The organism is Roseibium aggregatum (genome assembly GCF_014692675.1).
Taxonomy (GTDB): domain Bacteria; phylum Pseudomonadota; class Alphaproteobacteria; order Rhizobiales; family Stappiaceae; genus Roseibium; species Roseibium aggregatum_C.
In genome coordinates this window covers 126,364-151,795 of the sequence record NZ_JABFCZ010000008.1, presented here as the reverse complement: position 1 = coordinate 151,795, position 25,432 = coordinate 126,364, and the positions used below count along the sequence as shown (strand labels likewise).

The 25,432-nt window shown below is 61.9% G+C and carries 22 protein-coding genes and 1 pseudogene; 7 read left to right on the top strand and 16 right to left on the bottom strand.

Annotated features, from left to right (window positions below; genetic code table 11):
- Positions 1-554: 554 nt before the first annotated feature.
- From HK439_RS08770 to HK439_RS08750, 5 genes and pseudogenes are all read left to right on the top strand, one after another.
- Positions 555-1,346: an aldolase gene (locus HK439_RS08770; RefSeq protein ID WP_190291024.1), complete on the top strand. Its 792-nt coding sequence runs from the start codon at positions 555-557 to the stop codon at positions 1,344-1,346.
- Positions 1,347-1,614: 268 nt separating this feature from the next.
- A complete protein-coding gene (locus HK439_RS08765) occupies positions 1,615-2,613 on the top strand; it encodes an HAD family hydrolase (RefSeq protein WP_190291023.1) in 999 nt (332 codons plus the stop codon).
- 45 nt (positions 2,614-2,658) lie between these two features.
- Positions 2,659-4,542: pseudogene (locus HK439_RS26865) on the top strand (multiheme c-type cytochrome); the annotation flags it as partial.
- A gap of 73 nt (positions 4,543-4,615) precedes the next feature.
- Positions 4,616-5,419 carry a transporter gene (locus HK439_RS08755; RefSeq protein ID WP_190291022.1) on the top strand — a complete coding sequence of 268 codons (804 nt, stop codon included), beginning with the start codon at positions 4,616-4,618 and terminating at the stop codon, positions 5,417-5,419.
- A gap of 185 nt (positions 5,420-5,604) precedes the next feature.
- Positions 5,605-6,321 carry a hypothetical protein gene (locus HK439_RS08750; protein WP_190291021.1) on the top strand — a complete coding sequence of 239 codons (717 nt, stop codon included), beginning with the start codon at positions 5,605-5,607 and terminating at the stop codon, positions 6,319-6,321.
- Positions 6,322-6,342: 21 nt separating this feature from the next.
- Here the strand turns inward: HK439_RS08750 and HK439_RS08745 are convergent, their stop codons facing one another.
- From HK439_RS08745 to HK439_RS08700, 10 genes are all read right to left on the bottom strand, one after another.
- A complete protein-coding gene (locus HK439_RS08745; RefSeq protein WP_235987709.1) occupies positions 6,343-7,161 on the bottom strand; it encodes an FAS1-like dehydratase domain-containing protein in 819 nt (272 codons plus the stop codon).
- A complete protein-coding gene (locus HK439_RS08740; protein ID WP_419247582.1) occupies positions 7,158-7,970 on the bottom strand; it encodes an HpcH/HpaI aldolase/citrate lyase family protein in 813 nt (270 codons plus the stop codon). Before HK439_RS08740 ends, HK439_RS08745 begins: the two co-directional genes overlap by 4 nt.
- Positions 7,967-9,130, bottom strand: a complete 1,164-nt coding sequence (locus HK439_RS08735) for an acyl-CoA dehydrogenase family protein (RefSeq protein ID WP_190291018.1) — start codon at positions 9,128-9,130, stop codon at positions 7,967-7,969. The genes HK439_RS08740 and HK439_RS08735 overlap by 4 nt, the downstream gene beginning before the upstream one ends.
- A 31-nt stretch (positions 9,131-9,161) precedes the next feature.
- Positions 9,162-10,307 (bottom strand): CaiB/BaiF CoA transferase family protein, encoded by a 1,146-nt coding sequence (locus tag HK439_RS08730; RefSeq protein ID WP_190291017.1) that lies wholly within the window; start codon positions 10,305-10,307, stop codon positions 9,162-9,164.
- A gap of 114 nt (positions 10,308-10,421) precedes the next feature.
- A complete protein-coding gene (locus HK439_RS08725) occupies positions 10,422-11,159 on the bottom strand; it encodes an SDR family oxidoreductase (protein WP_190291016.1) in 738 nt (245 codons plus the stop codon).
- 89 nt (positions 11,160-11,248) lie between these two features.
- Positions 11,249-11,692 (bottom strand): DUF3775 domain-containing protein, encoded by a 444-nt coding sequence (locus tag HK439_RS08720; RefSeq protein WP_190291015.1) that lies wholly within the window; start codon positions 11,690-11,692, stop codon positions 11,249-11,251.
- A 130-nt stretch (positions 11,693-11,822) separates the two neighbouring features.
- On the bottom strand, positions 11,823-12,236 hold the full coding sequence (locus HK439_RS08715; RefSeq protein ID WP_190291014.1) for a PaaI family thioesterase: 414 nt from the start codon (positions 12,234-12,236) through the stop codon (positions 11,823-11,825).
- On the bottom strand, positions 12,233-13,036 hold the full coding sequence (locus tag HK439_RS08710) for an IclR family transcriptional regulator (protein WP_209011654.1): 804 nt from the start codon (positions 13,034-13,036) through the stop codon (positions 12,233-12,235). Before HK439_RS08710 ends, HK439_RS08715 begins: the two co-directional genes overlap by 4 nt.
- 4 nt (positions 13,037-13,040) lie before the next feature.
- The gene (locus HK439_RS08705; RefSeq protein WP_190291012.1) at positions 13,041-15,002 is read right to left on the bottom strand and encodes a TRAP transporter permease; all 1,962 of its coding nucleotides are present in this window, start codon (positions 15,000-15,002) and stop codon (positions 13,041-13,043) included.
- A gap of 71 nt (positions 15,003-15,073) precedes the next feature.
- Entirely contained in the window at positions 15,074-16,228 is a 1,155-nt protein-coding gene (locus HK439_RS08700; protein ID WP_190291011.1) for a TAXI family TRAP transporter solute-binding subunit, read from the bottom strand.
- Positions 16,229-16,333: 105 nt separating this feature from the next.
- Between HK439_RS08700 and HK439_RS08695 the strand changes: the two genes are divergently transcribed.
- Positions 16,334-17,986 carry a thiamine pyrophosphate-dependent enzyme gene (locus HK439_RS08695; RefSeq protein ID WP_190291010.1) on the top strand — a complete coding sequence of 551 codons (1,653 nt, stop codon included), beginning with the start codon at positions 16,334-16,336 and terminating at the stop codon, positions 17,984-17,986.
- Positions 17,983-20,064 (top strand): acetate--CoA ligase family protein, encoded by a 2,082-nt coding sequence (locus HK439_RS08690; RefSeq protein ID WP_190291009.1) that lies wholly within the window; start codon positions 17,983-17,985, stop codon positions 20,062-20,064. The genes HK439_RS08695 and HK439_RS08690 overlap by 4 nt, the downstream gene beginning before the upstream one ends.
- 9 nt (positions 20,065-20,073) lie before the next feature.
- Here HK439_RS08690 and HK439_RS08685 read toward each other — a convergent pair whose 3' ends face one another.
- Genes HK439_RS08685 through HK439_RS08660 form a run of 6 tightly spaced genes read right to left on the bottom strand, consistent with a single transcriptional unit; the run spans position 20,074 to position 25,288 of the window.
- Entirely contained in the window at positions 20,074-20,862 is a 789-nt protein-coding gene (locus tag HK439_RS08685; RefSeq protein WP_190291008.1) for an SDR family NAD(P)-dependent oxidoreductase, read from the bottom strand.
- Positions 20,855-21,886, bottom strand: a complete 1,032-nt coding sequence (locus tag HK439_RS08680; RefSeq protein WP_190291007.1) for a phosphotransferase family protein — start codon at positions 21,884-21,886, stop codon at positions 20,855-20,857. The genes HK439_RS08685 and HK439_RS08680 overlap by 8 nt, the downstream gene beginning before the upstream one ends.
- A gap of 27 nt (positions 21,887-21,913) precedes the next feature.
- Complete coding sequence (locus HK439_RS08675; RefSeq protein ID WP_190291006.1) at positions 21,914-22,576, bottom strand: histidine phosphatase family protein; 663 nt, start codon at positions 22,574-22,576, stop codon at positions 21,914-21,916.
- Positions 22,577-22,582: 6 nt separating this feature from the next.
- Positions 22,583-23,818 (bottom strand): acyl-CoA dehydrogenase family protein, encoded by a 1,236-nt coding sequence (locus tag HK439_RS08670; RefSeq protein WP_190291005.1) that lies wholly within the window; start codon positions 23,816-23,818, stop codon positions 22,583-22,585.
- Between the two features lie 23 nt (positions 23,819-23,841).
- On the bottom strand, positions 23,842-24,822 hold the full coding sequence (locus HK439_RS08665; RefSeq protein ID WP_190291004.1) for an NAD(P)H-dependent flavin oxidoreductase: 981 nt from the start codon (positions 24,820-24,822) through the stop codon (positions 23,842-23,844).
- Positions 24,823-24,841: 19 nt separating this feature from the next.
- On the bottom strand, positions 24,842-25,288 hold the full coding sequence (locus HK439_RS08660) for a MaoC family dehydratase (protein ID WP_190291003.1): 447 nt from the start codon (positions 25,286-25,288) through the stop codon (positions 24,842-24,844).
- Positions 25,289-25,432: the final 144 nt, after the last annotated feature.

Below are 25,432 nucleotides of genomic sequence, written 5' to 3'. Positions count from 1 at the left end.
GTCAGTTCAAAAAAATTTTTCGTAAATTTCCCCTACTTCATCAACCTGCAGACCGGCTTTGGGAGCCGACGACTGGCCGAATTCATCTCGCTGAAACCAAGACTAACCATAATGGGGGAAACGACCGATATCTTGATTTACCCGCACAGCTGTCACCAAGAACATGGCTGTGGAACGAGTGGTAGTTGGCATCCCAAATGCGTCCTTTGGTTAGGATTGCGCTGTAGCATCCTCTATTGTCCTGACCTCCTCCATAAGCGTCCGCAACTCCACCGGAAGAGCAAGCCAGAAAGTTCTAAAAGCTTCCAGGAAGCTCAGCCAACTTTCATTCAAATGTGCTGATCGTTTGAAATCCCGACATCGCAGATTACGGGGCGAGGGCCATAACGTCCTGGTCGTGCGCACGGCATTCAGCGGCGAATTTCGTTGGAACCGATCACTAGCCCTTGCCTGACATTTCACCTAATGCAATCGTACCTTCTTCTTTCAGGAGGCGGGACATTCTTGCGTCCACCGGAGGGATGTCACCGGGTCCGAGAAGAGAGGATTTTTCGATGGCTCATCAATTGTCGTCCGGCGGTACCGCTCCGGCTCTCGTCAGAAACATCGATCTGGACACGGACGAGATCCGCCAGGCGCGCGTCGACCTTGCAGCCTGCCTGCGCATGGCGGCCCACCTCGGACTGGAAGAAGGCATCTGCAACCATTTCTCCGCGGTCGTGCCCGGTCATCCGGACCTGTTCCTTGTCAACCGGCTCGGCTGGTCCTTTCACGAGGCGACCGCGTCCAGTCTGCTGATCTGCGATTTCGACGGTCATGTTGTCAGCGGCGACGGCGAGCCGGAGGCCACCGCCTTCTATATCCACGCGCGCCTGCACAAGATGGAACCGCGCATCGGGGCTGCCTTTCACACCCATATGCCGAACGCGACCGCGCTCAGCATGGTGGAAGGCGACCCGCTGGTTTGGGCGGGCCAGTCGGCGCTAAAGTTCTACGGGCGCACCGTCGTCGACGAAAACTACAACGGCCTTGCGCTCGATAACCGGGAGGGAGACAGGATCGCCTCGGTTCTCGGCGACAACGACATCCTGTTCATGAAGAACCATGGCGTCATGGTCTGCGCACCGACCATCGCCGAAGCCTGGGACGATCTCTATTATCTGGAGCGCGCGGCAGACGTGCAGCTCAGGGCGATGAGCACCGGCCGTCCCCTGCAGCCGGTACCGGAAGACGTGGCCAGGATGACAGCCCGCCAGATCCGCGAAGGGGACGCGGCCAGTGCCGCGCTTCACCTGGAAAGCATCAAGCGGATGCTCGACAGCCGGTCGCCCGGGTATGCGGATTGAAACCGGTCGCCTTGATACACGTTCGTACCCGTGCGTACCTGTTCTTATGGAGGCCCGCGTTTATCCCTAGGGGAAATCGGTTCCGGGCCAGTCATCCCGGTATCCTGATCGGGTTCACCCGGTTGGCCTGCGCCCGACACGTGTTTCAGGGGGCACTGCATTTCAACCAGAGTTCATCTATAATTTGAGACGCAACCCATTTGATGACTAAGGATCCGGGTTTCGGGCGCCCGCGGCAAACCTGCAATCCGCTCAGGGAGGACGCATCATGAATACGCATATCCGCAAATTTCTGGTGCCGGTCCTGGCCCTGGCGGCAGGTATCACCGTCAGTTTCTCCGCTGCGGCGCAATCCGATCCGCTTCCTTCCTGGAATGACGGTGCCAACAAACAGGCGATCATCGCATTCGTGGATGCTGTCACGACGCAGGGGGGCGCAGACTTTGTGGCTCCGGGCGACCGGATCGCAACCTTCGACAACGACGGCACGCTCTGGGTCGAACATCCCATTTACACCCAGCTCGCCTTCGCCTTCGACCGGGTCATGGCGCTCGCCCCGCAACATCCGGAATGGAAGACGACCCAGCCGTTCCAGGCGGTGCTTGAAGGCGACATGGAAGCCCTCGGCAAGTCAGGCATGAAGGGCCTGATGGAAATCGTCGGAGCTACGCACGCCGGAATGAGCACGGCGGAGTTCGAAAAGACCGTCTCGGAATGGATCGCCACGGCGAAACATCCGAAATTCGACAAGCTCTATACCGGCCTCGTCTATCAGCCGATGCTCGAGCTGATGGACTACCTGCGGGCCAACGGTTTCAGGACCTTCATTGTTTCCGGCGGCGGGATCGAATTCATGCGGCCCTGGACGGAGAAGATCTACGGCATCCCTCCGGAACAGGTCGTCGGCTCCTCGATCGTGGTCGAATACAAGGTCGTCGACGGCGTTCCCAGCCTGATGCGCTCTCCCAAGATTGCCTTCATCGACGACAAGGAGGGCAAGCCGGTCGGCATCCTGACCCATATCGGCAAGCGTCCCACCGCCGCCTTCGGCAACTCCGACGGCGACTACCAGATGCTGCAATGGACGACGGCCGGTCCGGGGAAGCGGCTCGGAATGATCGTTCATCACGACGACGCTGACCGCGAATATGCCTATGACCGGAAAACCCATGTGGGCACGCTGGACAAGGCGATGGACGACGCCCCGAAAGAAGGCTGGCACCTGATCAGCATGAAAAACGACTGGAAGCAGATCTTTCCCGAGTAGGACAGGCCCCGGATCCTGACCGTCCCATTTTACCGGAACCGTCGAATGCGTGTTTTTCGATCCCTGATCGCAGTCGTTTTTATCACCGCGACCGGTACGGCGTTTGCCGCAGAAGACGGCCAGCGGCCGGTTCCGAAATACGTAGGGTCGGAGGTCTGCGCCGGCTGCCACGAGGCGGAAGCCAGGAACTGGAAGGTTTCCGATCATGCCCACGCCTGGATGACACCGACGCCCGAACATGTTGACGGAGATTTTGACAACGCCGAATTCAAGTTCAAGGGGCAGACCACCCGGTTTTTCCGCAAGGACGGCGACTATTTCATCGAAACCACCGATGTTGCGGGTCCGCCGAAAACGTTCAAGGTCGTCGGCGTAGACGGAATCCGGCCGCTGCAGCAGTATCTTGTCGAGACCGCTCCGGGAAAACTGCAGTCCTTCGACGTGGTTTGGGATCAGGAGAAGGAGGTCTGGTATCATCTTTATGCCGATGATCCCCCGCCGCCCAGCGACGGCCTGCACTGGACGGGCCCTTACAAGAACTGGAACGGCCGCTGCGCGGAATGTCATTCAACGGATTTCAAGAAAAACTATCAGACGGATACGCGCAGCTATCACAGCACCGAGGCGGAAATCGGCGTCGGCTGCGAGGCCTGCCACGGTCCGGGAGAAGCTCACGCCGCATGGGCTCAATCTCCCGAGACCTACGCAAAGAGCCCCTTCCCCGGTACGGGCAACGCCGGCCTCCTGATCGGCTATTCCAAACGCCGGCCTGAAGCGGAAATCCAGCAATGCGCCGGTTGTCACTCGCGGCGGGAAGCCTTTCAGGACGGCAACCCGCTGCCCGGAACGCCCTATCATGACGCTTACCGCCTGTCCCTGTTGCGGCCGGGGCTCTATCATGCGGACGGACAGATCCAGGACGAGGTCTATGTCTACGGATCGTTCCTGCAGTCAAAGATGTACGCCAACGGCGTACGCTGCACCAATTGCCACGAGCCCCACAGCGGCGAGCTGAAAGCCGAAGGCAACGCGATCTGCACCCAGTGCCATTCACCGGCGGCCAATCCGGCCTTTCCGGTCCTGAAAGCGAAACTCTACGACGACCCGTCTCACACGTTCCATGAACCGGGCACGCCCGGGGCCCAGTGCAAGTCCTGTCACATGATCGAACGGATCTACATGGGGATCGACGGCCGCCGGGATCATTCCTTCCGCGTTCCGCGCCCTGATCTGACGGTCAAGATCGGCACGCCGAATGCCTGCAACGACTGTCACACGGACATATCAGCGTCCTGGGCAGCGGCAGAACTGGAAAAGCGGTTTCCGGACAGCACGCATCGTGGACCTCACTTTGGCGAAGTCTTTGCGGCGGCCAGACAGGACCCCGGGTCCATGGGCAACGAGCTAATGGCCATTGCCGGGCAGGATACGTTTCCGGGGATTGTCCGGGCGTCGGCCCTGGACCTGCTACGCGCGAGCCCGGAACCTGACATCGCCAAGAAAGCCGTGCCCCTGATCGGCGACAAGGATCCTCTGGTCCGAGCCGCAGCTCTTGCCCTGCAGCAAAACGTGCCGCCGACAGAACGCATCCAGACGATTATTCCGTCCTTGAGCGATCCGGTCCGGTCGGTCAGGATGGCGGCCGCGCGCCTGCTGATCGGTGCGCCTATCGCCTACATGCCCAAGGCCATGAGCGACGCGGCGGCCAAAGCCTCCAGGGAATGGCATCAGTCGCTTGGCAACAAGGCGGACTTTCCCGAAACGCACCTCGTCATCGGCGGAACCGCTCTGGTCATGCGCGATGCAAAAGGCGCGCTCGCCGCGTTCGAGGAAGTGACGAAGCTCGATCCGCAGATGGTCAATGCGTGGATCATGCAGATCCGTATCCGCCTCGCCATCGGCGACATGGCGGGGGCACAGACAAGCCTTCAGAAGGGTCTGCTTGCCAATCCCGATGACGCCAATCTCAAGGCTTATAAGCAGCAGCTTGGAGGGCGAAAGAATGATCTGTTCCAAGAAGCGTATACTGGCAGCCGCCACCGCCGTTCTGCCCCTCTTGATCACCCCGGCAATCGGCGCCGATGCCGATCTGGCGAAAAAGCTGTCGAATCCGGTCGCCTCGCTGATCAGCGTGCCGTTCCAGTGGAACTACGACCATGGCTTCGGGTCGAGCGACGGCGACAAGGTCACGCTCAATATCCAGCCGGTCATTCCGATCTCGCTCAATGCAGACTGGAACCTGATCTCACGCACGATCGTGCCGGTCGTCTGGCAAAACGACATTGCCGGGAATTCCGGCACCCAGTTCGGCTTGAGCGATGTGACGCAAAGCCTGTTCTTCTCGCCCAAGCAGCCAACGGCAAACGGCATCATCTGGGGCCTGGGCCCGGCGCTGCTGTTCCCGACCGGTACAGAAAACCTTCTGAGCACCCAAAAGTGGGGGGCGGGTCCCACCGGCGTCGTGTTGCGCCAATCCGGCCCCTGGACCTATGGCGCGCTGGCCAATCACATCTGGTCCTATGCCGGTCCGGACGGGGCGAAGGATGTGAATTCCACCTTCCTGCAGCCGTTCCTCTCCTACACGACCCCTGACGCCTGGACCTTCACGCTGAATTCGGAATCCACCTACGACTGGACCGCAAACGACTGGTCCGTTCCGATCAACGCCATGGTCGCCAAGCTCGTCACCATCGACAAACAGCCGGTCAGTCTTCAGCTGGGCGCACGCTACTATGCGGCCAGTTCGGCGAACGGGCCAGACGGCTTTGGTGCGCGGGCGGCGATCACGTTCCTGTTTCCGAAATGAGGTCTATCCGAAAAGGTTCGGTGGATGATTGATTTAAAATGGCGCAGCGGGTTCCGTAAGGTATTTCGGAAAATACCCGTGTGCTATTATGTTTCAACCATAGTTTGAGAACTTGAATGAATGGCGGGCTTGAAATTATGGCGAAGTCTACTTTGGTAAAAACAGCAACCTTACTTGCTTTGACAATGTGGCAAACGCCTGTCCTGGCCGCCGACCCGCCGTCACAGATCATCGAGGACAGGTGGACATTCAAAGTCACGCCATACATGTGGATGGCCGCCATGGGCGGAAAGACCGCAGCGGGCGACAGTTTCGACATGCCGTTCTACAAGGTCCTCGACAATCTCAGCTTCGCGCTGATGACCAGCATCGCGGCCGAGAAGGGCCGGTTCGGCATCTATTCCGATCTTATCTACATGAACCTTCAGGGATCGGATTCCGCGACGGGCAACATCGTCGGCAACCCGGTCACGCTGAACCTGGACGCAACCATCCAAGGCTTTATCACGACCAATGCTCTCGGTTACCGGGTGATCGATACGCAAAGCACCAAGATCAGCGGATACGGCGGCTTCCGGTACTTGTGGATGAGTGTCGACCTCGATTTCTCGCTTGGCGCCTTCAATGCCAGTGCCAACTCCCAGGGAAGTGTGATCGACGGCGTGGTCGGTCTTCGCGGGGAAACCAAACTATCCGACCGCTGGAGCCTTGCCTATCTCGGCGATATCGGCACCGGCCAGTCGGACGTGACCTGCCAGGCCTTCGGCGGCGTCGGCTACGCCTTTGAAAATTTCGATCTGTTTGCAGGCTACCGCGCGATGAGATGGAATTTCGACAACGAAGCCAAGCTAGACGACTTGTATACCCACGGCCCGATCGTCGGCGCCCGGTTCCGGTTCTAGGGCAACCGGAACAGCCATTTCCTATTCGAACCGTGCCGACATGGTGATCCGCCCTGCCGGCCCTTCCGCCTGAAGGCTTCCCGGCTCTACACCGCCTGTCAGCCGCAGAGGCTCGTTAACGAAACAGGGTGCCAGTCCTCGATAGGAAAAGACCCTCGGCATGCGGCCCAGGATCTGGGCCGCCCGGTTCATGAGCAGGGTTGCCTGAAGCGGACCGTGTACCACGCAGGCCGGATAAAACTCTACCTCGCGGGAATAGTCGGCATCGTAATGGATACGGTGACCGTTGAAGGTCAGGGCCGAATAGCGGAACATGGTCACCGGCCCGATCCGGATCCCGTCTTCCGGCATATCGGCATCGGGCGCATAGGCGGGAGCCTGTCCCGGTTCCGGGGCCTTCTTGTAGACGATATCCTGACGTTCGCTGACGAGCGTCTCCGCGCGGGCATCGTAACTGTGTTCAACGGCGACGAAGACCAGCGGGCCGCTCTTGCCTTCCTTTGCCGAAATGCTGGCGATCCGGGAGCGACGCATGATCATCGCGCCGACGGGGATCGGGGCGTGAAAACGGATCTCGCCGCCCGCCCACATGCGCGAGGGCAGCGGCACCGGCGGCAGGAAGCTGGACGGATCGTCGATCCGCCGCGGGTGGCCGTCGGGGCCGAGCATCGCCGGCGGGACGGCCGGAGGCGCCAGGCACCAGTGAATTCCGAGCGGCGCGCCCTCGCCTCCGGTCCAGAGATTGCTGTCGAGCGTTGCCCGATACCGCTCCACCAGGCCTTCACTGACCGCTTCGCCGGCTTCCTCCGAACGGCCGATCCAGTCGGCGAAGTCATTCATGACAGCGCCTCCCATCTTGCGAGGACATCCCGCGCCCGGATCAGGACCGGTTCGTCGATCATCTGGCCGTCGACCGCCACCGCGCCGACACCCTCAGCCTGCTGCAGGATCCTGCGGGCCGTTTCCACTTCGGCCTCGGTCGGCCGGAACCCGGCACGTGCCGGTTCGATCTGTTTGGGATGGATCAGAAGCTTGCCGCCGTAGCCCAGCGCGCGAGCATGGACGGCATCTTCGGTGACAAGATCGGCCTTGTCGAACACTGTCGTCACCCCGTCGACCGGTGCAGGTTTGCCGGCAAGCCGGGCGGCCATGGCAAGTTCCAGACGGAACGGCAGCAGGATCTCCCGTTCATGAGCCATACCGAGATCGGCACAAAAATCCACACTGCCGAAAACGATCCGGTCCGCCGCCCCGGCAATGTCCCTCACCTTTGCCATTCCCCTGACGGATTCGATCAGCGCCCATATTTCACGGCCTGGCCCAAGCGCCTTCGCAATTTCACGTATAATCTCCGGGTTCTCCGCCTTGGGCACGACAATGCCATCGATGGCGAGCGCGGTGACAGCGGAGATATCGTCTTCGAACCATGGCGTATCGGCACCGTTCACCCGGACGAAAACCCGCGTTCCTTCGAACGCTCCTGCCTCGCGGACGACAGCATCGCGCGCCTCCGCCTTTGCTCCCGCAACAACCGCATCCTCCAGGTCCAGAATGATCATGCCCGATCCGGCCGCGGCCGCCTTGGCAAACCGGTCCGGCCGGTTGCCGGGAACGAACAGGGGCAAACAAATGGCGTCAGTCATGGTCAGAACGATCTCGGCAGGCCAAGGACATGCTCGGCAACATAGGACAGGATCAGATTGGTCGAAATCGGCGCGACCTGATAGAGCCGAGTCTCCCGGAACTTGCGTTCCACATCATATTCATTGGCAAAGCCGAAGCCACCATGGATCTGGAGACATTCGTTGGCCGCCTGCCAGGAGGCGTCGGCGGCCAGCAGCTTGGCCATGTTGGCCTGTGCGCCGCAGTCTTCGTGGGCATCGAACCGGCGGCAGGCCTCGAAGCGCATCAGGTTCGCCGCCTCCACGTTCACATAAGCCCGGGCCAGCGGAAACTGAACGCCCTGGTTCTGGCCGATCGGCCGGTCGAAGACGACGCGCTCATTGGCATAAGCACGGGCCTTTTCCAGGAACCAGTAGCCGTCACCGATACATTCGGCGGCAATCAGCGTCCGTTCCGCATTCAATCCGTCAAGAATATAGCGGAAGCCGTTGCCCTCCTCCCCGATCAGGCTTTCGGCCGGGATTTCCAGATTGTCGAAGAACAGTTCATTGGTCTCGTGGCCGACCATGTTCTCGATCGGCCGGACCTCCATGCCCTTGCCGATCGCGTCCTTCAGTTCAACCAGGAAGATCGACAGCCCCTGAGACTTGCGCTTGACCTCGGAAAGCGGCGTCGTGCGCGCCAGCAGGATCATCAGGTCGGAGTGCTGGATGCGGCTGATCCAGACCTTCTGGCCGTTGACGACATAACGGTCGCCTTGTTTCATCGCCGTGGTCTTGAGCTTGGTGGTGTCCGTCCCCGTCGTCGGCTCCGTCACGGCCATGGATTGCAGGCGCAATTCGCCGGACGCAATCTTCGGCAGATAGAGCTTCTTCTGTTCGTCCGATCCGTGCCGGAGCAGCGTGCCCATGTTGTACATCTGGCCATGGCAATGGCCGGCATTGCCGCCCGAACGGTTGATTTCCTCCATGACGATAGAGGCTTCGGTCAGTCCAAGCCCGGAGCCGCCGTATTCCTCCGGGATCATCGCCGCCAGCCAGCCGGCTTCCGTCAGAGCATCGATGAATTCTTCCGGATAGGTTTCCTTCGCACCATGTTCGCGGTGGTATTCGGCGGGGAACTCGGCACAAAGGGCGCGTAGCGCCTCTCTCAGGTCATCGTGATCTGTCGGTGCAGAGGTTTTCATCTTCTTCTCCTGATCGGACGGTGGCCCCGTCTCAAACGCTGAATTCTTCCCGGATTGCGTCGCTGTGCTCGCCAAGCGCGGGAACCGGGTCCATGCGCGGGTCCCAGCTCTCTGCAGACGGCGGCAGGAAGGCAGGCACGACGCCGGCACCGGTTGCCACAGTGCCCCAGCAGTGACGGGCGGCCAGTTGCGGGTGTGCCCATAGGCCGGCAATGTCACGCACTTCCGCAGTTCCGATACCGGCCTTTCCAAGACGCTCTTGAGTTTCGGCTGTGGAAAGCAGTGCCAGCTTTTTCCGGATCACCGGATCGAGCTCGTCCTTATGGCCGGCCCGTCCGTCGTTGCCGAGATAGCGCGGCTCGTCCGCCCAGTCCGGCAATTCCAGCACCTCGCGGCAGAAGGCCTGCCACTCGCGGTCGTTCTGCAGGCCGAACAGCACCATGCCGTCGGCTGTCTCAAACGGGCCGTAGGGGTAGATCGTCGCGTGCCCGGCACCAGAGCGTTCCGGCGGCGGCGCGCCCTCATGAGTGTAGTGGAGCGGATATCCCATCCATTCCGCCATCGCTTCCAGCATGGAGAGCTCGATGTGATCGCCCTTCCCCGTTCGTGACCGTTTCAACAAGGCCGCCAGGATGAGGTGATAGGCGGTCACGCCGGTACAGATATCGACGATGGAAATGCCGACCTTGCTGGGCGACTCCTTCGTGCCGGTAATCGACAAAAGGCCTGATTCCGCCTGGATCAGGAGATCGTAGGCCTTGCGCGAGCCGTATGGTCCGCCGGGCCCGAAGCCGGAGATCGCACAGGAGATCAGCCGCGGATTGCGCTCTTCAAGCGATTGGCGGGTCAGGCCGAGCTTGTCGGCCGCTCCCGGGGCGAGGTTCTGGATAAAGACATCCGCCCGTTCGATCAGCCGCCACAGGAACGCGATATCCTCCGGGGCCTTCAGATCGAGGCACAGGCTTTCCTTGGACCTATTCAACCAGACGAAATAGCTCGCCTCGCCGTTGATGCGCCGGTCGTAGCGGCGGGCAAAGTCGCCGCCGTCCGGACGTTCGACCTTGATCACCCGTGCACCCTGATCCGCCAGCAGTCGGCCGCAATAGGGTCCGGCAACTGCCTGTTCGATGCTCACGACCAGGGTGCCGGACAACGGCAGGTCATCGTCATTCTTCATGCGCTTCCCTCAGCGGATCACGAAAGGATTGGCGGCTGAACCAAAGCCAGCTGCTTCGAGATAGATAGCGGCACGTGCCGGAAACGGGAACTCCCGAGTAGCGCTACTGTGCGCTCAGGTCGTCCAGCCGCCGTCGATGACCTGTTCGGTCCCGGTGGTGAAGGCGCTGTCGTCGGAGGCGAGATAGGCGACGAGTGCGGCTACCTCCTCCGGCCGGCCGACCCGCCCCATGGGCTGACGGGCGATGAATTGTTTCAGGGCGCCGTCGTAATCGCCCGTGTCGCGCAGTCGCTGGTGCAGGCTGGGACTGTCCACCGTACCCGGGCAGATGGCGTTGCAGCGGATCCCCTTGGTGACATAGTCGGCCGCAACCGATCGGGTCAGGCCCGTGACCGCGGCCTTCGAGGCGGAATAGATGCAGCGGTTGACCGGGCCGGTAATGGGCCCGGCGACCGACGACATGTTGATGATCGATCCGCCGCCGTTTTCGATCATGGCCGGCAGGAAAGCCCGGATGATCCGGAACTGCGCCTTCACGTTGAGATCGAAGGCGAAGTCCCACTCGTCTTCCGTCGCCTGTTCGATCGTGCCGGCATGGACGATGCCGGCGCAGTTGAACAGGATGTCGATGGCGCCCAGATCCCGGGCGATCGCGTCAATCGCCTCCTTGTCGAGGACGTTGAAAACCCGGGTCTCGATACCCGGCGTTCCCTCGATTTCCTTCAAGGTTTCGGGATTGATATCGGTCGCGATGACCCGCGCACCCTCCTCGGCCATGCGCAGGGCAGACGCCCGGCCGATCCCCTGCCCCGCAGCTGTCACCAGCGCGGTCTTTCCTTCAAGTCGCTTCATGTCCCCTCCCGTCACTTGTTTCAGACCCACGCCCCTGGCCTTCGGAAAAGAAGCAGACAGGTCTCTCTCAGGTCTTAACGCAACCGCTTTTACAAGTGATCCATTTCATAGTCCGCACAGGAATAATCCAGTGCGGAGAGCCCGTCGGACAGATAATCGGCCAGAAGCGGGGTGCCGCAAAGATATTCCGCCGTCCGGTCGGTATGAGCTTCGGCCGCCTCCGTCCGGACATCATCCCAATCCTGTGCCGTATTGTCGTCACGTCCCAGATGCATCAGGGCGACCAGATCGACCTGCTCGTCAACGGACAGGGATGCGATCAGGGACATGAGTTCCTGAAGCACAGGGTCATCGTCCCGGTCTTCTAGCACTGACCGGTCCCCGTCGTCGGATGGATTGGAACCATCGTCCGAGGTCGTGCTCACATCCTTGGCGTCGAATTCCCGCGCCTTGAAGATGATGAAGCAGACCTTTTCCAGCGGAATTGTCAGTTCCGTCTGATCGGCTTCGGTTTGCGAAGAGCGTTGCGTCATGGCCATCCACCTCCAGATCGAGTGTCTTTCCGCCTGCGGGCGCAGGTTCGAAAGACAGTATCACCGGAGATCGAGGCCAATGACCTTGTGCTGGGTCAATTCAGGGAAAATACCGGTCGCACCGGATTGATCAGGAGCCGCTCCGGTAGCGGAAAACGCCGCTGGCAGAGGCGATCCGTTCTCCGGTCTCGTCAAACAGGATCCCGTCGGCGAAAAAGGTCTTTCTGCCGCCACCGGTCTTGCGCCCTTCACAGATGAGCAGCTTGCCCTTTGGCCGGGACAGGTAATTGACGTTCAGGGACAGCGTCATCGCCATCCGTTTATCGTCTCCCGAACCGGTGTAGCTGCCGCTGAAACCGAGGGCCGTGTCGAGGATCGTCGCATAGACGCCGCCGTGCGGGATGCCGTAGCGGTTCATCAGGTGGTCGGCAATCGGCAGTTCGATCCGGGCATAGTTCTCCGCCCATTCGGCGATCGTGAACCCGAGTGTGCGCTGCAGCGGATATGGCTCCTCTGCGGCAAGCGGATCGGGAAAATCGTTCATACGCGTTTGCCGTCCGTGCTGAGGCTGAGCGCCCGGCAGGCGGCCACAAGCCTTGCGCCATAGTGTTCCGTCAGCTCTTCCGGCGACACCAGGAACGACGGTCCGCCCACGTTGATCGCAAAGATCCGGCTTCCATCAGGCGACACAATCGGGGCCGCGATACCGTTGACCTCCGGGCGCCAATCGCCGAAGGAAGTGCAATAGCCGAGTTCAGCGACCTGCTTGACGGCTTTAGCCACACCTTCGCGGATTTCGGCGACCTTTTCCGGTTTGTCCTGCTCCATAAGGTGCAGCATGTGTTCGCGCTCCTCGTCGGGCATAGCCGTCAGGATCGCGCGGCCGACGGCGGAAAAGGCCAGCGGCAGACGCGCGCCGATATTCATCGTAAGCGCGACCGTCTGGTCGGACCGTCTGACGTCGACATAAACGGCACTCAGGCGATGCCGTTCCGTCAGCGCGATGGTGACATGGGGATTGGGGCCGGAGCACAGGTCGTCCATGTATTCGGCCGCCCGTGCGCGCATTTCCATGCCCGACAGCACGCCGTAACCGAGCGACAGAACCCCGGAGCCCAGCTGGTAATTGCCGCTCTTTTCGGAATAGACCAGATAGCCGAGCTTGCGCAGGGTGTGGGTCAGGCGGGTCACGGTCGGCTTGGGAAGCCCCGTGCGTTCCGAAATGTCATTGTTGGAAAGCGACGCTTCTCCGGGACGGAAACAGCGCAGGACCTCCAGGCCACGGGCCAGGGCCGACACGAATTTCCGGTCCGCCCCCTGTTCTTCCTCCAAAACGTCGCTCATCATTTCATACTGCCAATTTCAGATCCGTATTCCGGCGCCGTGCCACAAACAGTATTGCAGCACCCAATATGACACCGGTAACGGGGAGAACCGGGGAAGGCAAGCCTGTGTACGCGCCAATCGGCGCAGCCATGAGGACCGCCGCGATGATCAATGCAAACCGGCACAATATCCCGAGGCCGTCGCTTCCCAGATCGCCGGCAAAGATGATGTAGCCCTGCAAGGCAGACGACATCAGCCAGACAGCGGCAACGGTCAATGTGAACCAAAGAATGATTTCGCCGGCCGGCGCATGTCCGACAAGCGCCGGGTTGAGCACGAACAGGAACGGCGCGATATAGATCACGCCGCCTAAGCGCATCGCTTCGAAACCGGCCCGCATGGGCGAGGCTCCGGCCATGGTCGCCGCCGCGAAGGCGCCGAGTGCGACCGGTGGCGTAATATAGCTGACCATGCCCCAGTAGAGGATGAACAGGTGCACCGCGAGCTGGTCCAGGCCGGCCTGTTCGAGGGCCGGCGCCAGAACGACGGCCAGGAAGATGTAACAGGCGGTCACCGTCATCCCCATGCCGAAGACGAAGGCGGTGAGCGCTCCCATCAGAAGCAGGACAAACGTGTTGCTGCCGGCGATGAAGATCAGCTCGTTGACAAGCGTTCCCGCCAGACCGGTGGCGGAAAAGGCACCAACGATCAGCCCGACCCCCAGCAGAACGGCGGTCAGTTCGGTCAGCGACTTGCCGACGCCGACGACCAGGTGAGCAGCCGATTTCATCGTAAAGCGGAACCGGCGGAGGAACTGATTGATCACCAGCAGCAGCGCCGTGGCGTAAAAGGGAGCCAGCGTATCCTGGCGCAATCCGACCATCAGATAGATCAGCACCGCGAAAACCGCGATATAGGGCCAGCCTTCCTTCATCGCACCGACGAGCTTCGGCACATCCTGTTTCGCAAGGCCGGTCAGCCCGCGCCGGGCGGCGTAGGAATCAAGCTGCGCAAACAGACCGAAATAATAGAGGAAGGACGGGATCGCCGCCGCGAGCGCGATTTCCACGTAAGGCACGCCCAGGAAGGATGCCATGACGAAGGCGGTTGCGCCCATGATCGGCGGCATCAGCACGCCGCCCGTCGATGCGCAGGCTTCGGTCGCGGCCGCATAGCCGGGCGAAAACCCCGTGCGCTTCATGGCCGGAATGGAGACCGCGCCGGTGGTCAGCACGTTGGAAATCACCGAGCCGGACATGGACCCCATGAAGCCGCTGGCAAAGACCGCCACCTTGGCCGCCCCGCCCCGGTACCGGCCGACAAGGGCCAGCGCCAGGTCGTTGAAGAATGCCCCGCCGCCGGTGCGCTGCAGGACGGCCCCGAACAGGATGAAGCCGATCACCAGATTGCCGAAGGCGCGCATCGGAATGCCGAAGGAGCTTTCCGAAGAGATGATGTGATAAGGCGCCAGATCCCAGAAAGGCGACTGGAAGCCGGACAAGGGGTCGGGCATCTTGTCGGCGAAGGTGGGATAGAGCGAAAACGCAAGCACGATCGAAAACAGCGGCCAACCGCCGGCCCGACGCGTTGCTTCGAGGATCAGCAGGTAGAAGACGATCGCGAACCAGCGGGCCGTGTCGGGGGCCGCATATTCCCAGCCCATGTCCAGGCTGATTTCGGCGGTCCAGGCGAAATAGCCGGCACAGACGGCCGCGGCAATCGCAAGGATCCAGTCATAGATCGGAACCGGCCTGTCGCCGCGGCGCATCCGGAAGACCAGGAAACTCAGGCTCAGGAAGATCCCCGAGAGGAGATAAAGATACCGCCCCTGAAGCAGGACGACCCCGAAGAGCTGGAGATTGAATAACTGGTGGATCGACAGCAGGACCGCCGCCAGCGTTCCGATACCTACAACCGCATTGGCGGCACGCGGAAGGCCTGCATCCGTCGCACCGTCCAGCTCACGTTTATCGCTGGCGTCCATTGACCGCTCCGACTGGTGGCCCCGCACGGTCGGTCCGTGCGGGGCGCGAGGTTGTTATTGTTGTTTCTCGATCAGAAGACGACGGAGAAGCCACCGTCCGTCAGAGCTTTCTTGCGCGCCTCGGCCCAGGCGGTTTCCCAGTCGGCCGGGTTTTCCGACTTCAGGGTGTCCCAGGCCTTGGCCAGAGCCGCCTGACGGGCGACAAGGTGGTCGTTGTGCTTCTGGGCCGCATCCGACCACACGCCGATTTCCTTGAAATAGCGGATGGCGCCATCGTGATAGGGCACGACCCATTCGAAGTTCTGCTTGCCGATCGCCCAGCCGCCGATGCCCGGCGCCTTGCCGTCATACTGGTCGAAGAGCTGAACCATAGCGGCGGTCATGTTGTAGACGAGGTCTTCGTCCTGATCGACCATGGCCACGAGAACCGGATAGGCATAGGCGCCGGTCTCGACGCCGTCGGTCCCGTCGATCGTCGCACCGACGGTCACCTTCGCCGCCGAGAAGAACGGGGCGATCTCCTGCATTCTCGCCAGACCTTCCTTGTTGGCCGGGTCGATGGCCGGCCAGATCAGGCCGCGCGGAGAGGAAGCTGCCTCATAGGCAAAACCGGAATTGGTCGAGGCGAAGGCCGCATCCACCTGGCCGTTGATCAGGCCTTTCCAGCTTTCGCCGAAGCCGCCGAACTCGACCTTCTCGACATCGTCCCAGGTCAGCCCGCCATAGGCGAGATAGGCGGTCGTGTTCACGTTCAAGGACGGCGCGCCACGCACCCAGGCAACGCGCTTGCCCTTCAGGTCGGAATAGGATTTGACGCCGATATCCCCAGCCACACCGACGGAAAGCCCCACGGCCCCGCCGTTGTTCGCCAGAAGCGTGCGGACCGCCTGCGGGCCCCAGTTCGGCTTGCCGAAGACGAAGACGCCTTCCTGTGCCATGAACGAGCCGCCGACACCCGTCGCGGAAAACTGGACCTTGTGCTGGCGCAGAGGCTCTGTGCGCGCCACATCGTTCTTGCCCGGCAGGACGCGAAGGTTGGTGCCGGTCGCATTCTGAAGCGCCGCACCGATGGCGACGGACTGGTTGTAGCCCGCGGAACCGGTGTTATAGGCCGTCCAGGCAAGCTGTTTCGGCAGGTTCAGTTCCGCCGCGCAAAGGCCTCCCGACACAATTCCGGCAGCGGCAAAGGTGAGCACGGCCGTAACCGGCCTCAAAAATATTCCCATTGAGTTCCTCCCTGATCGAACAAACTTGCATCTGCTGTTTGTTTCTGCGAAACAGCATTTCGCAAATGCGATGCGTAGTCAACACATGATGGGGGAGCATCCGGAATGACCCGCGCAGCAGACAGGCTCGTAGAGACCATTCGCGCCCACGGGCTTGATCGTATCTTCTGCGTGCCGGGTGAGAGCTATCTGTCGCTTCTCGACGCGCTTCACGGCTCGGACATCGATCTCGTCGTCTGCCGCCACGAAGGCGGCGCCGGGTTCATGGCGGTGGCCGATGCGCGCCTGACCGGCCGGGCCGGTCTTGCCGCCGTCAGCCGGGGACCGGGAGCGACCAATGCATCGATCGCCGTCCATCTGGCCAATCAGGATGCGGTTCCGCTCGTCCTTCTGGTCGGACAGGTCGCCCGTTTCGAGCGCGGCCGCGGCGCCTTCCAGGAAGTCGATTATCAACAGATGTTCGGTGGCATGGCCAAGGGCATCTGGGAGGTGACGGAAGCCGAACGCCTGTCGGAGACCTTCGCCCGGGCGGTTCATGCCGCCGAAAGCGGCACGCCCGGTCCGGCGATCCTTGTCATGCCGGAGGACATGCTGGGAGATACGGTCTCGGACCCCACGGTTCCAATTCTGCCGGTCGCCCGTGCATCAGCTTCCCAGGACGATGCCCGGAAGGCGGTAGAACTGCTGGAAAAGGCGGAGCGCCCGCTGCTCATCGCCGGCGGCCAGCTCGACACGCCGCAAGGCCGGGCGTCCTTACGCAAAGCAGCAGAGGCCCATGGCATTCCGGTCGGTCTGACCTTCAAGTACCAGCATATCTTCGACAATTCCCATCCGCTCTACGCCGGCCACCTCGGCTTTAAGATCCCGCCGATGCAGGTCAAGGAAATGCAGAAGGCGGATCTGATCATTGCCGTCGGCACGCGGCTCGGGGATACGCCGACCCAGGGGTTCCGGCTCCCCAAGGCGCCGGTTCCAGACCAGCCGCTGATCCATGTCTATCCCGATGCCGATGCCATCGGCCGGGTGTTCCGGACGGACCTGGGTATCGCCGCCGATCCCGCCTCGTTCCTGGAAGCGCTGGCGCAAATCAACCAGGAAATGCCTGAGCCGAGGAAGACCTGGGCAGGCACGCTCAACACGGTAGCGCGAAAGCTTGCCGATCAGGCTCCCAAAGACTGGGACGACGGGATCGATTTCGGTGCCGTCGTCATCGCCCTTGCCGACCAGGCGCCGGACGACAGCATCGTCATCACCGATTCCGGCAACTTTTCCAGTTGGGTACACTGCCACTGGCCCTGGGACGGCACCCAGACGGCGATCGGCGCCGTCGGCGGCGCCATGGGCCTTGCCGTCCCGGCCGCCGTTGCGGCCTGTCTCCGGCATCCGGAAAAACGTGTGATCGCTTACGTCGGAGACGGCGGGGCGATGATGACGGGGAACGAACTGGCGACGGCCGTGTCGGTCGGCGCGAAGCCGGTGATCGTGGTTTCCAACAACGCCACCTACGGCACGATCCGCCTGCATCAGGAAAAGGGTTTTCCCGGGCGGACTTCCGGAACAGGCCTGACCAACCCGGATTTCGCGGCCTGGGGCCGAGCATTCGGTGCTTTGGGAATTACCATATCCAAGGGGGATGATGTCGCCTCGAAGGTCGCCGAAGCGCTGGCGCATAACGGTCCGGTGGTGATCCAGGTGAATTCAAGCACCGAGGCCATTTCCGCCTATATTTCCATTTCCCAGATCAGGGCCAGGGCATGACCACGCTCGACGATCTGCTCAATCCGCAATCGGTGGCAATCGTCGGGGCCTCGGATGATCCGAAGCGGATCGGCGGGCGGCCAATCGCCTATATGAAGGCCGCGGGCTTCGGCGGGCGCCTCATTCCGGTCAATCCGAAACGGGACACGATCCAGGGCCTGCCGGCTGCCCCGAGCTTGGCGGATATTGATGGAACCATCGATTTCGCCCTGATCGCCCTGCCCGCACCGCTGGTTGCCGACGCGGTGAAAGAAGCGCGCGCCAAGGGCGCGAAGACCTGCCTGATCTTCAGTTCCGGCTTTCGGGAAGCGGGCGCCGAAGGTGCGGCGCTGGAAGATGAGCTGATTCGCACGGCGCGGGATGTCGGTATCCGGATGATCGGGCCCAATTGTCTTGGCGCCTTCAATGCATTTTCCGGCTTCCAGCCGTGCTTTTCGACGACGCTGGACCGGGGCGCACCGAAACCCGGCCCGATCGCGATTGCCAGCCAGTCCGGCGCCTACGGCAGCCACATCTATTTCCTGGCCCGCCAGCGCGGCCTCGGCACCGGCTATTTCCTGACGACGGGCAATGAAGGCGACGTCCAGGTGGCCGAAGTCATCAAGCTGATGGCGGAAAAGGACGATGTCCGCACGATCCTGGCCTATGCGGAGGGCATCAAGAACGGCCCCCTGCTGATCGATGCGCTCGAAACGGCCCGGGCAGCGAAAAAGGCGGTCATCTTCATGAAGGTCGGTCGGTCCGACGTCGGCGCGGCCGCTGCCGCATCCCATACCGCATCGCTTGCGGGAGAAGATGCCGTCTTCGACGCGATGATCAAGCAATATGGCGCGGTCAGGGCGAAGACGACAGAAGAAATGATCGATATCGCCTATGCCGCTCAGCCGGGGATTTATCCGACGGGGCGAAAGCTCGGGGTGGTGACGATTTCCGGCGGTGCGGGTGTCCTGATCGCCGACGATGCCGCCGACTACGGCCTGGATGTTTCGCCCATGCCGAAGGACGCGCAGGCGGAGATGAAGGCGCTCCTGCCCTTCGCAGCGCCGCGCAATCCGGTGGATGTCACAGCCCAGGCCTTCAACGACCTGTCGCTGATTTCCGCCTTCCTGAAGAAGATGATCGAGCGCGGCGGCTATGATGCCATCCTGGCCTTCTGGACCTCCGTCGCCGGCTCAAAAATGATCGCAGGTGCGCTGCAGGACGCCATGCGCGCCGGTCTTGCCGACAATCCGGATGTGCTGATCGTGCAGTCGATCCTGGCGGAGCCGGAGATCGTGGCAAGCTATGAAGCCCAAGGTTATCCGGTCTTCGAGGACCCGACGCGGGCGGTTGCCGCGATTGCCGCGTTGGCCCGGCTCGGCGAAGCCTTTGCGCGCGAAAAAGGCGAGCCGATCTCTTTGCCCGTCCCCTTCGACCTGCCGAATACGGCGCTTGGCGAACGGGAAGCCAAGGAAATTCTCGCGAGCTTCGGCCTGCCGGTCGTTACCGACGCGCTGCTGCGTGACGAAGCCGAGGCCGGCGCCTTTGCCCGGCGCGGCTCCGGCACCTACGCCCTCAAGATCGCCTCGCCGGATATCGCCCACAAGACGGATGTCGGCGGTGTGGCCCTGAACATACCGGCGGACGGAATTACAGAAGCCTTTTCCCGGATCATGGAAACGGTGCGAAAGGCGGTTCCCTCTGCAAAGCTCGACGGGGTCATCCTCTCGGAAATGGCGCCGGAGGGCATCGACTGCATTCTTGGCGGCAAGATCGATCCGGCCTTCGGCCCGGTCGTCATGTTCGGCCTCGGCGGCGTTTTCACCGAAGTCTTTTCCGACGTTGCCTTCCGCCACGCACCGGTCACGCAGGCAACGGCCCTGGAGATGATCGAGGAACTGGACGCGGTCGCCCTTCTGAATGGCGTGAGGGGCGCGCCTGCGTGCGACAAGTCCAGACTGGCCGATGCCATCCAGAAATTCTCGGTGTTCCTGGCTGCCCATGCGGACCGGATCGACAGCGCGGAAATCAACCCCCTGCGCGCCTATCCGGACCGTTGCCTGGGTCTCGATGCGCTGATCGTTCCGCGCAAGGGTTGACCCTTCGGTTCAGACTGCCGTCAGGCCGCCGTCGATGGACACCGCCTGTCCGGTCATGAAGCTGTTTTCCGGGCTGCAGATCCACAGCATCGCCTGAACAACCTCATCCACCGTCGCCACCCTGTGCATGGGTATTCGCTGGGTGATCCGGTCATAGGCGTCTTCCCGGTCCATGCCGTGACGGTCGGCGACCTCATCAGCCATGTCATCGAAGAGCGGCGTCACCGCGAAGGACGGGCAGAGTGCGTTGACGCGGATATTCTTGCGCGCGACCTCGTCGGCTGCACTTTTCGTCAGGCCGATCACCGCATGCTTGGAGGCGGCATAGGCCGACAGCATGCCGGCGCCGACCAGACCGGCCGCCGAGGCGACATTGAGGATCGCCCCCTGCCCGGCTTCCTTCATCCAGGGCAACTGATGCTTCATGCAGAGGAACACGCCCTTTGCATTGACCGCCATCACCCGGTCGAAGGTCGCCGCATCGATTGAGGGAAGCGGCGCCATTTCATGGCCAATCCCGGCGTTGTTGATCGCGATGTCCAGGGTGCCGAATTTCGCCTTGGCCATGGCCATCGCGCCGCGGACCTGATCCTCGCTGGTGACATCGACGGTGGCGGTCAGGACCTTGCTGCCGGTTTCCGCAAACGACCGGCTTTTTTCCGCCAGCGCTTCGCTCGCCTTGTCCCACAGAATGAGGTTGGCCCCTTCTTCGGCGAACCGTTCGGCGGCCCGCGCCCCGAAGCCGCTCGCTGCCCCGGTGATCAGAAGCGTTTTTCCGTTATAAATTCTCTCAGCCATCCTGCACCGCCTTTAATCCGCCGGCTGCATAGAAGGGAACAAATTCGCCCATTTTAAGCCCGCGTTCCGGGTTGGAGGCATTGCCGTCGAGCGCGCGTTTCTTCACCCCTTGCAGGATCGCCGCCATGCGGAAGAAGCAGAAAGCGACAAAGAAATTGAAATCCGGGATACCGGAGAGGCCCCGGCGCTCGCAGTAACGGGCGACGTAGTCTTCTTCCGTGGGGATCCCCAGCGCCTTGCGGTCGAGGCCGGCAAGGCCCCTGCCTTCCGAACCAACCGGCATTCGCCACTGCATGGTCTGGTAAGCCAGATCGGCCACCGGATGACCGAGCGTCGACAGTTCCCAGTCGAGAACGGCGGCCACGCGCGGACGGTCGGTTTCGAAGATCATGTTGTCGATGCGATAGTCGCCGTGGACCAGCGTGCGCTGACCGTCGTCAAGATGAACATTGTCGTTCAACCACGAAATCAGCGCATCCATGTCGGCAATGGTCTCAGTTTCCGAAGCCCGGTACTGCTTGGTCCAGCGGTCGATCTGCCGGGCGACATACGCGCCAGGAGCACCGAAATCGGCGAGTCCGACCGCGTCGAGATCGACACTGTGCAGGGCCGCCAGCACCCGGTTCATCTCGTCGAAGATCGCAGCCCTGTCCTCGTTGGCGTGACCGGGCAGGCTCGGATCGTCGAAATGACGGCCCTTCACATGTTCCATCACATAGAACATGGTGCCGATGACGCGCTCGTCCTCGCACAGAAGCAGCATGTCAGCGACCGGAACATCCGTTCCGGCCAGGGCCTTCTGCACCCGGAATTCCCGGTCGATGGCGTGCGCCGACTTCAGCAGGACGCCCGGCGGCTTGCGGCGCAGGACGTAGGTCTTTCCCGGCGTCGTCAGCCGGAAGGTCGGATTGGACTGGCCGAAGGCGAATTTCTCCGCCTTCAATGGCCCTGCGAACCCGGCTAAGTGATCCTTCAGATAGCCTTCCACGGCCACTGTATCGAGATACCGGGCACTGTGTTCCACGACGCCCCTCCCCTGGTGTAATTTGACCTAGCTGTATGTCCGCTGCGCGACCCGGTCGAGCCGGTCGAGGTGCGGCGTCTCGTTGAAACTGTGAAGGTAGAAGACCCGTTCATTGAAGATGAACCGGGTTATGGAGGTGTTCTTCACCTGCATGTTGAATTCGACGCGCGAGTCCAAGGGCATGCGCAGCGCGGCACCCAGGATTTCGGCGATCGGGCCGCCCGACGTCACCGCAAGGACCCGCTTTGCCCCAGGCCGGCATGTTTTCCGGCGGGCATCTTCCACGCGCGACGCAAATTCCGAGAACATTTCGGGCGGATTGTCGATCTCGTCGCGCTGCCAGGCGGCCAGTGTTTGCCGCAGCGCCTGGAAATGCGCCTTTTGATCCTTGTGCAGGTGCTCCGGCGCCTCTCCGCCGTGATGGGCGTTCAGAAGGCCGGAAAAGTCGTACTCGTTGAACCCGGCATATTCCTCCGTTTCCGGCAGGTCGCCGAAGGCCTTGCGGATGCCGTCCAGGGTCTCCTTGTGGCGACGCAGGGTGCCTGTCGCCAGACGGTCCGGTTTCAGGCCGTACCCCGCAAGCAACTCGCCAAGCCATTCCGACTGGGTATGGCCGAGGTCGGACAGGAGATCGTAATTGTCGGCCCCGAACGACGCCTGGGCATGGCGGATCAAAATCAGTTCCTGCATTTAGTGTCAGCGCTTTTCGTTGGTGTATTTGCGCAGTTCCGCGCGGGCGATCTGGCGCCTGTGCACCGCATCGGGCCCGTCGGCAAACCGCAGGGTGCGCAGGTTGGTCCACATGGACGCCAGCGGATAGTCCTGGCTGATACCGGCACCGCCGTGGATCTGCATGGCTTCGTCGACCACCTTGGTCGCCATCAGCGGCGCGACCACCTTGATCTTGGAAATCCACGGCTGGGCGGCGCGCACCCCTTGGGTATCCATCATCCAGGCGGCCTTGAGGCACAGCAGCCGGGCCATTTCGATTTCCATGCGGGCATTGGCGATGATGTCATGGTTGGCGCCGAGATCGGCCAGAGGCCGCTTGAAGGCGGTGCGGGAAAGAGCCCGCTTGCACATCATCTCCAGGGCCCGTTCGGCCTGACCGATGGCGCGCATGCAGTGATGGATCCGGCCCGGTCCGAGACGCCCCTGCGCCACCTCGAAGCCGCGCCCGCGGCCGAGGATCAGGTCCTCGTCCGCAACGCGCACGTCCGTAAAGCGGATGTGCATGTGGCCATGAGGGGCATCGTCGTGGCCGAACACTTCCATCGGGCGGAGCACCTCGATGCCCGGCGTATCGGCGGAGACGACGAACATGGAATGACGGGCATGCTTTTCCGCGTCAGGGTCCGAACAGGTCATGACGATATAGACCTTGCACCGCGGATCGCCGGCGCCGGACGCCCACCATTTCTCGCCGTTGAGCACCCAGTGGTCGCCGTCCTTGACGGCCGACATCGAGATATTGGTCGCATCCGACGAGGCCACGTCCGGCTCGGTCATCAGATAGGCGGAGCGGATCTCGCCTTCCAGCAACGGCTTCAGCCACTTCTCCTTGTGGGCGGGCGAGCCGTAGCGTTCGAACACCTCCATGTTGCCGGTGTCCGGCGCGGAGCAGTTGAAGATTTCCGCGGCCAGCCGGACCTTGCCCATTTCTTCGGCCAGATAGGCGTATTCGACGGTGCTCAGCCCGTAGCCCTTCTCAGAGTCCGTCAGCCAGAAGTTCCACAGGCCGCGTTCGCGGGCCTTGGCCTTCAAGGTGGTGAGGATTTCGAGCTGGCGCTCGGTCAGCGCAAATCGCCCGCCGCCGAAGGCCTTGCCGACTTCTGCATGATATTCCGCATCGAGCGGCGCGATATCTTCCTCGATCATCCTGCGTACCGCTTCAATCAGCGGCTTGACACGTTCCGTAACGCCCAGATCCATGATGTCCTCCCAGACTGTTTGTTCTACTCGGCGCAGATCCTCTGTCTGGCCGCATGATATTCCGCCTCGATCCGGGCGACGAGCTTCTCGACCGGTGCCCGTTCCTTGATCGCGCCGATCCCCTGGCCGGAGCCCCAGATTTCCTTCCAGGCCTTGGCCTTTGACGATCCCCTGGAAAAATCCATGCTGCTCGGATCCGCTGATGCCAAAGCGTCCGGATCCATGCCGGCATTGCGGATCGAGGGTTTCAGGTAGTTGCCGTGAATGCCGGTGAAGAGCGACGAATAGACGATGTCCTCCGCGCCGCACTCGACGATCATGTCCTTGTAGGCATCGGCTGCGCGGGCTTCGTCGGTGGAGATGAAGGGCGAGCCGATGTAGCCAAGATCGGCGCCGAGCGCCCGAGCCGCCAGCAATGCCTCGCCGGTCGCAATCGAACCGGAGAGAAGCAGCGGACCGTCGAACCACTCGCGGATTTCACGGACGAGCGCGAACGGCGACTGCGGGCCGGCATGGCCTCCCGCGCCGGCGGCAACGGCGATCAGTCCGTCGGCGCCCTTCTCGATCGCCTTCTTGGCAAAGGTGTTATTGATGATGTCGTGCAGCGCGATGCCGCCGCAGGAATGGGCCGCGTCGTTCACCTCCACCCGCGCCCCGAGCGAAGTGATCCAGATCGGTACCTTCCACTTGGCGCAGATTTCCAGATCCCGCTGCAGGCGTTCGTTCGACCGGTGCACGATCTGGTTGACCGCGAAGGGGGCGGCCGGGCGATCCGGATTGGCCTGATTGTGCCGGTCCAGCTCTTCCGTGATCTGCTTCAGCCAGCGCTCCAGTTCGACCGGTTCGCCTTCGGCTTCTCGTGCATTCAGCGCCGGGAAACTGCCGACAATGCCTGCCTTGCACTGGGCAATCACCAGTTCGGGCCCGGAGACGATGAACATGGGCGACGCGACAACGGGAATGCGCAGGCCGGTCAGAACATCCGGGAGACGGGTTTGTGTCATCAGTTACTCCACGACGGGTTCAAAAATAACGGCGGACAAGCCATTCGGCGTAAAGCGCCGGCTTTTCCTGCCCTTCAATCTCGATACGGACTTCCCATGTCAGCGTCACTTCACCCGGAGCGGTTTCCTCCGCATTGGCCTGGGTCACATGTCCGCGGATGCGCGCTCCGCTCGGCACGGGCGACAGGAAACGGAGACGGTTTGCGCCGTAGTTGACGCTCATCTTGCAGTCGTCCGGAATGGGCACCACCTGCGAGGAAATGTTCGACAGGAGCGAGACCGTCAGAAACCCGTGGGCGATGGTGCCGCCGAACGGCGTTTTCGCGGCGCGCTCGGGATCGGTATGGATGAACTGGTGGTCGCCGGTCACTTCGGCAAAGGTGTCGATCATCTCCTGGGTGATGGTGATCCAGGGGGACGGCGGATAGGTCGTGCCGGTTTGATCGAGATAGTCCTTCACGCTCATGTTTTCGTGTTCTCCATGACGGTCCGTTTTACGAATGACGGACAGACTAACCCCGATTCCGGTCGCCTCTGCAATTTGTTCGCATAGTGGAATAGCGTTTCGCAACATGACTGACAAGGCTGTCGCTACGTAACCACCACAGGC

What these genes read in the sequence shown, in the direction of transcription:
- HK439_RS08770 (WP_190291024.1), top strand. Translation starts at nt 555, where the DNA reads ATGGCTCATCAATTGTCGTCCGGCGGTACCGCTCCGGCTCTCGTCAGA.
- HK439_RS08765 (WP_190291023.1), top strand. Translation starts at nt 1,615, where the DNA reads ATGAATACGCATATCCGCAAATTTCTGGTGCCGGTCCTGGCCCTGGCG.
- HK439_RS08755 (WP_190291022.1), top strand. Translation starts at nt 4,616, where the DNA reads ATGATCTGTTCCAAGAAGCGTATACTGGCAGCCGCCACCGCCGTTCTG.
- HK439_RS08750 (WP_190291021.1), top strand. Translation starts at nt 5,605, where the DNA reads ATGTGGCAAACGCCTGTCCTGGCCGCCGACCCGCCGTCACAGATCATC.
- HK439_RS08745 (WP_235987709.1), bottom strand. Translation starts at nt 7,161, where the DNA reads ATGAATGACTTCGCCGACTGGATCGGCCGTTCGGAGGAAGCCGGCGAA.
- HK439_RS08735 (WP_190291018.1), bottom strand. Translation starts at nt 9,130, where the DNA reads ATGAAAACCTCTGCACCGACAGATCACGATGACCTGAGAGAGGCGCTA.
- HK439_RS08730 (WP_190291017.1), bottom strand. Translation starts at nt 10,307, where the DNA reads ATGAAGAATGACGATGACCTGCCGTTGTCCGGCACCCTGGTCGTGAGC.
- HK439_RS08725 (WP_190291016.1), bottom strand. Translation starts at nt 11,159, where the DNA reads ATGAAGCGACTTGAAGGAAAGACCGCGCTGGTGACAGCTGCGGGGCAG.
- HK439_RS08720 (WP_190291015.1), bottom strand. Translation starts at nt 11,692, where the DNA reads ATGACGCAACGCTCTTCGCAAACCGAAGCCGATCAGACGGAACTGACA.
- HK439_RS08715 (WP_190291014.1), bottom strand. Translation starts at nt 12,236, where the DNA reads ATGAACGATTTTCCCGATCCGCTTGCCGCAGAGGAGCCATATCCGCTG.
- HK439_RS08710 (WP_209011654.1), bottom strand. Translation starts at nt 13,036, where the DNA reads ATGAGCGACGTTTTGGAGGAAGAACAGGGGGCGGACCGGAAATTCGTG.
- HK439_RS08705 (WP_190291012.1), bottom strand. Translation starts at nt 15,002, where the DNA reads ATGGACGCCAGCGATAAACGTGAGCTGGACGGTGCGACGGATGCAGGC.
- HK439_RS08700 (WP_190291011.1), bottom strand. Translation starts at nt 16,228, where the DNA reads ATGGGAATATTTTTGAGGCCGGTTACGGCCGTGCTCACCTTTGCCGCT.
- HK439_RS08695 (WP_190291010.1), top strand. Translation starts at nt 16,334, where the DNA reads ATGACCCGCGCAGCAGACAGGCTCGTAGAGACCATTCGCGCCCACGGG.
- HK439_RS08690 (WP_190291009.1), top strand. Translation starts at nt 17,983, where the DNA reads ATGACCACGCTCGACGATCTGCTCAATCCGCAATCGGTGGCAATCGTC.
- HK439_RS08685 (WP_190291008.1), bottom strand. Translation starts at nt 20,862, where the DNA reads ATGGCTGAGAGAATTTATAACGGAAAAACGCTTCTGATCACCGGGGCA.
- HK439_RS08675 (WP_190291006.1), bottom strand. Translation starts at nt 22,576, where the DNA reads ATGCAGGAACTGATTTTGATCCGCCATGCCCAGGCGTCGTTCGGGGCC.
- HK439_RS08670 (WP_190291005.1), bottom strand. Translation starts at nt 23,818, where the DNA reads ATGGATCTGGGCGTTACGGAACGTGTCAAGCCGCTGATTGAAGCGGTA.
- HK439_RS08665 (WP_190291004.1), bottom strand. Translation starts at nt 24,822, where the DNA reads ATGACACAAACCCGTCTCCCGGATGTTCTGACCGGCCTGCGCATTCCC.
- HK439_RS08660 (WP_190291003.1), bottom strand. Translation starts at nt 25,288, where the DNA reads ATGAGCGTGAAGGACTATCTCGATCAAACCGGCACGACCTATCCGCCG.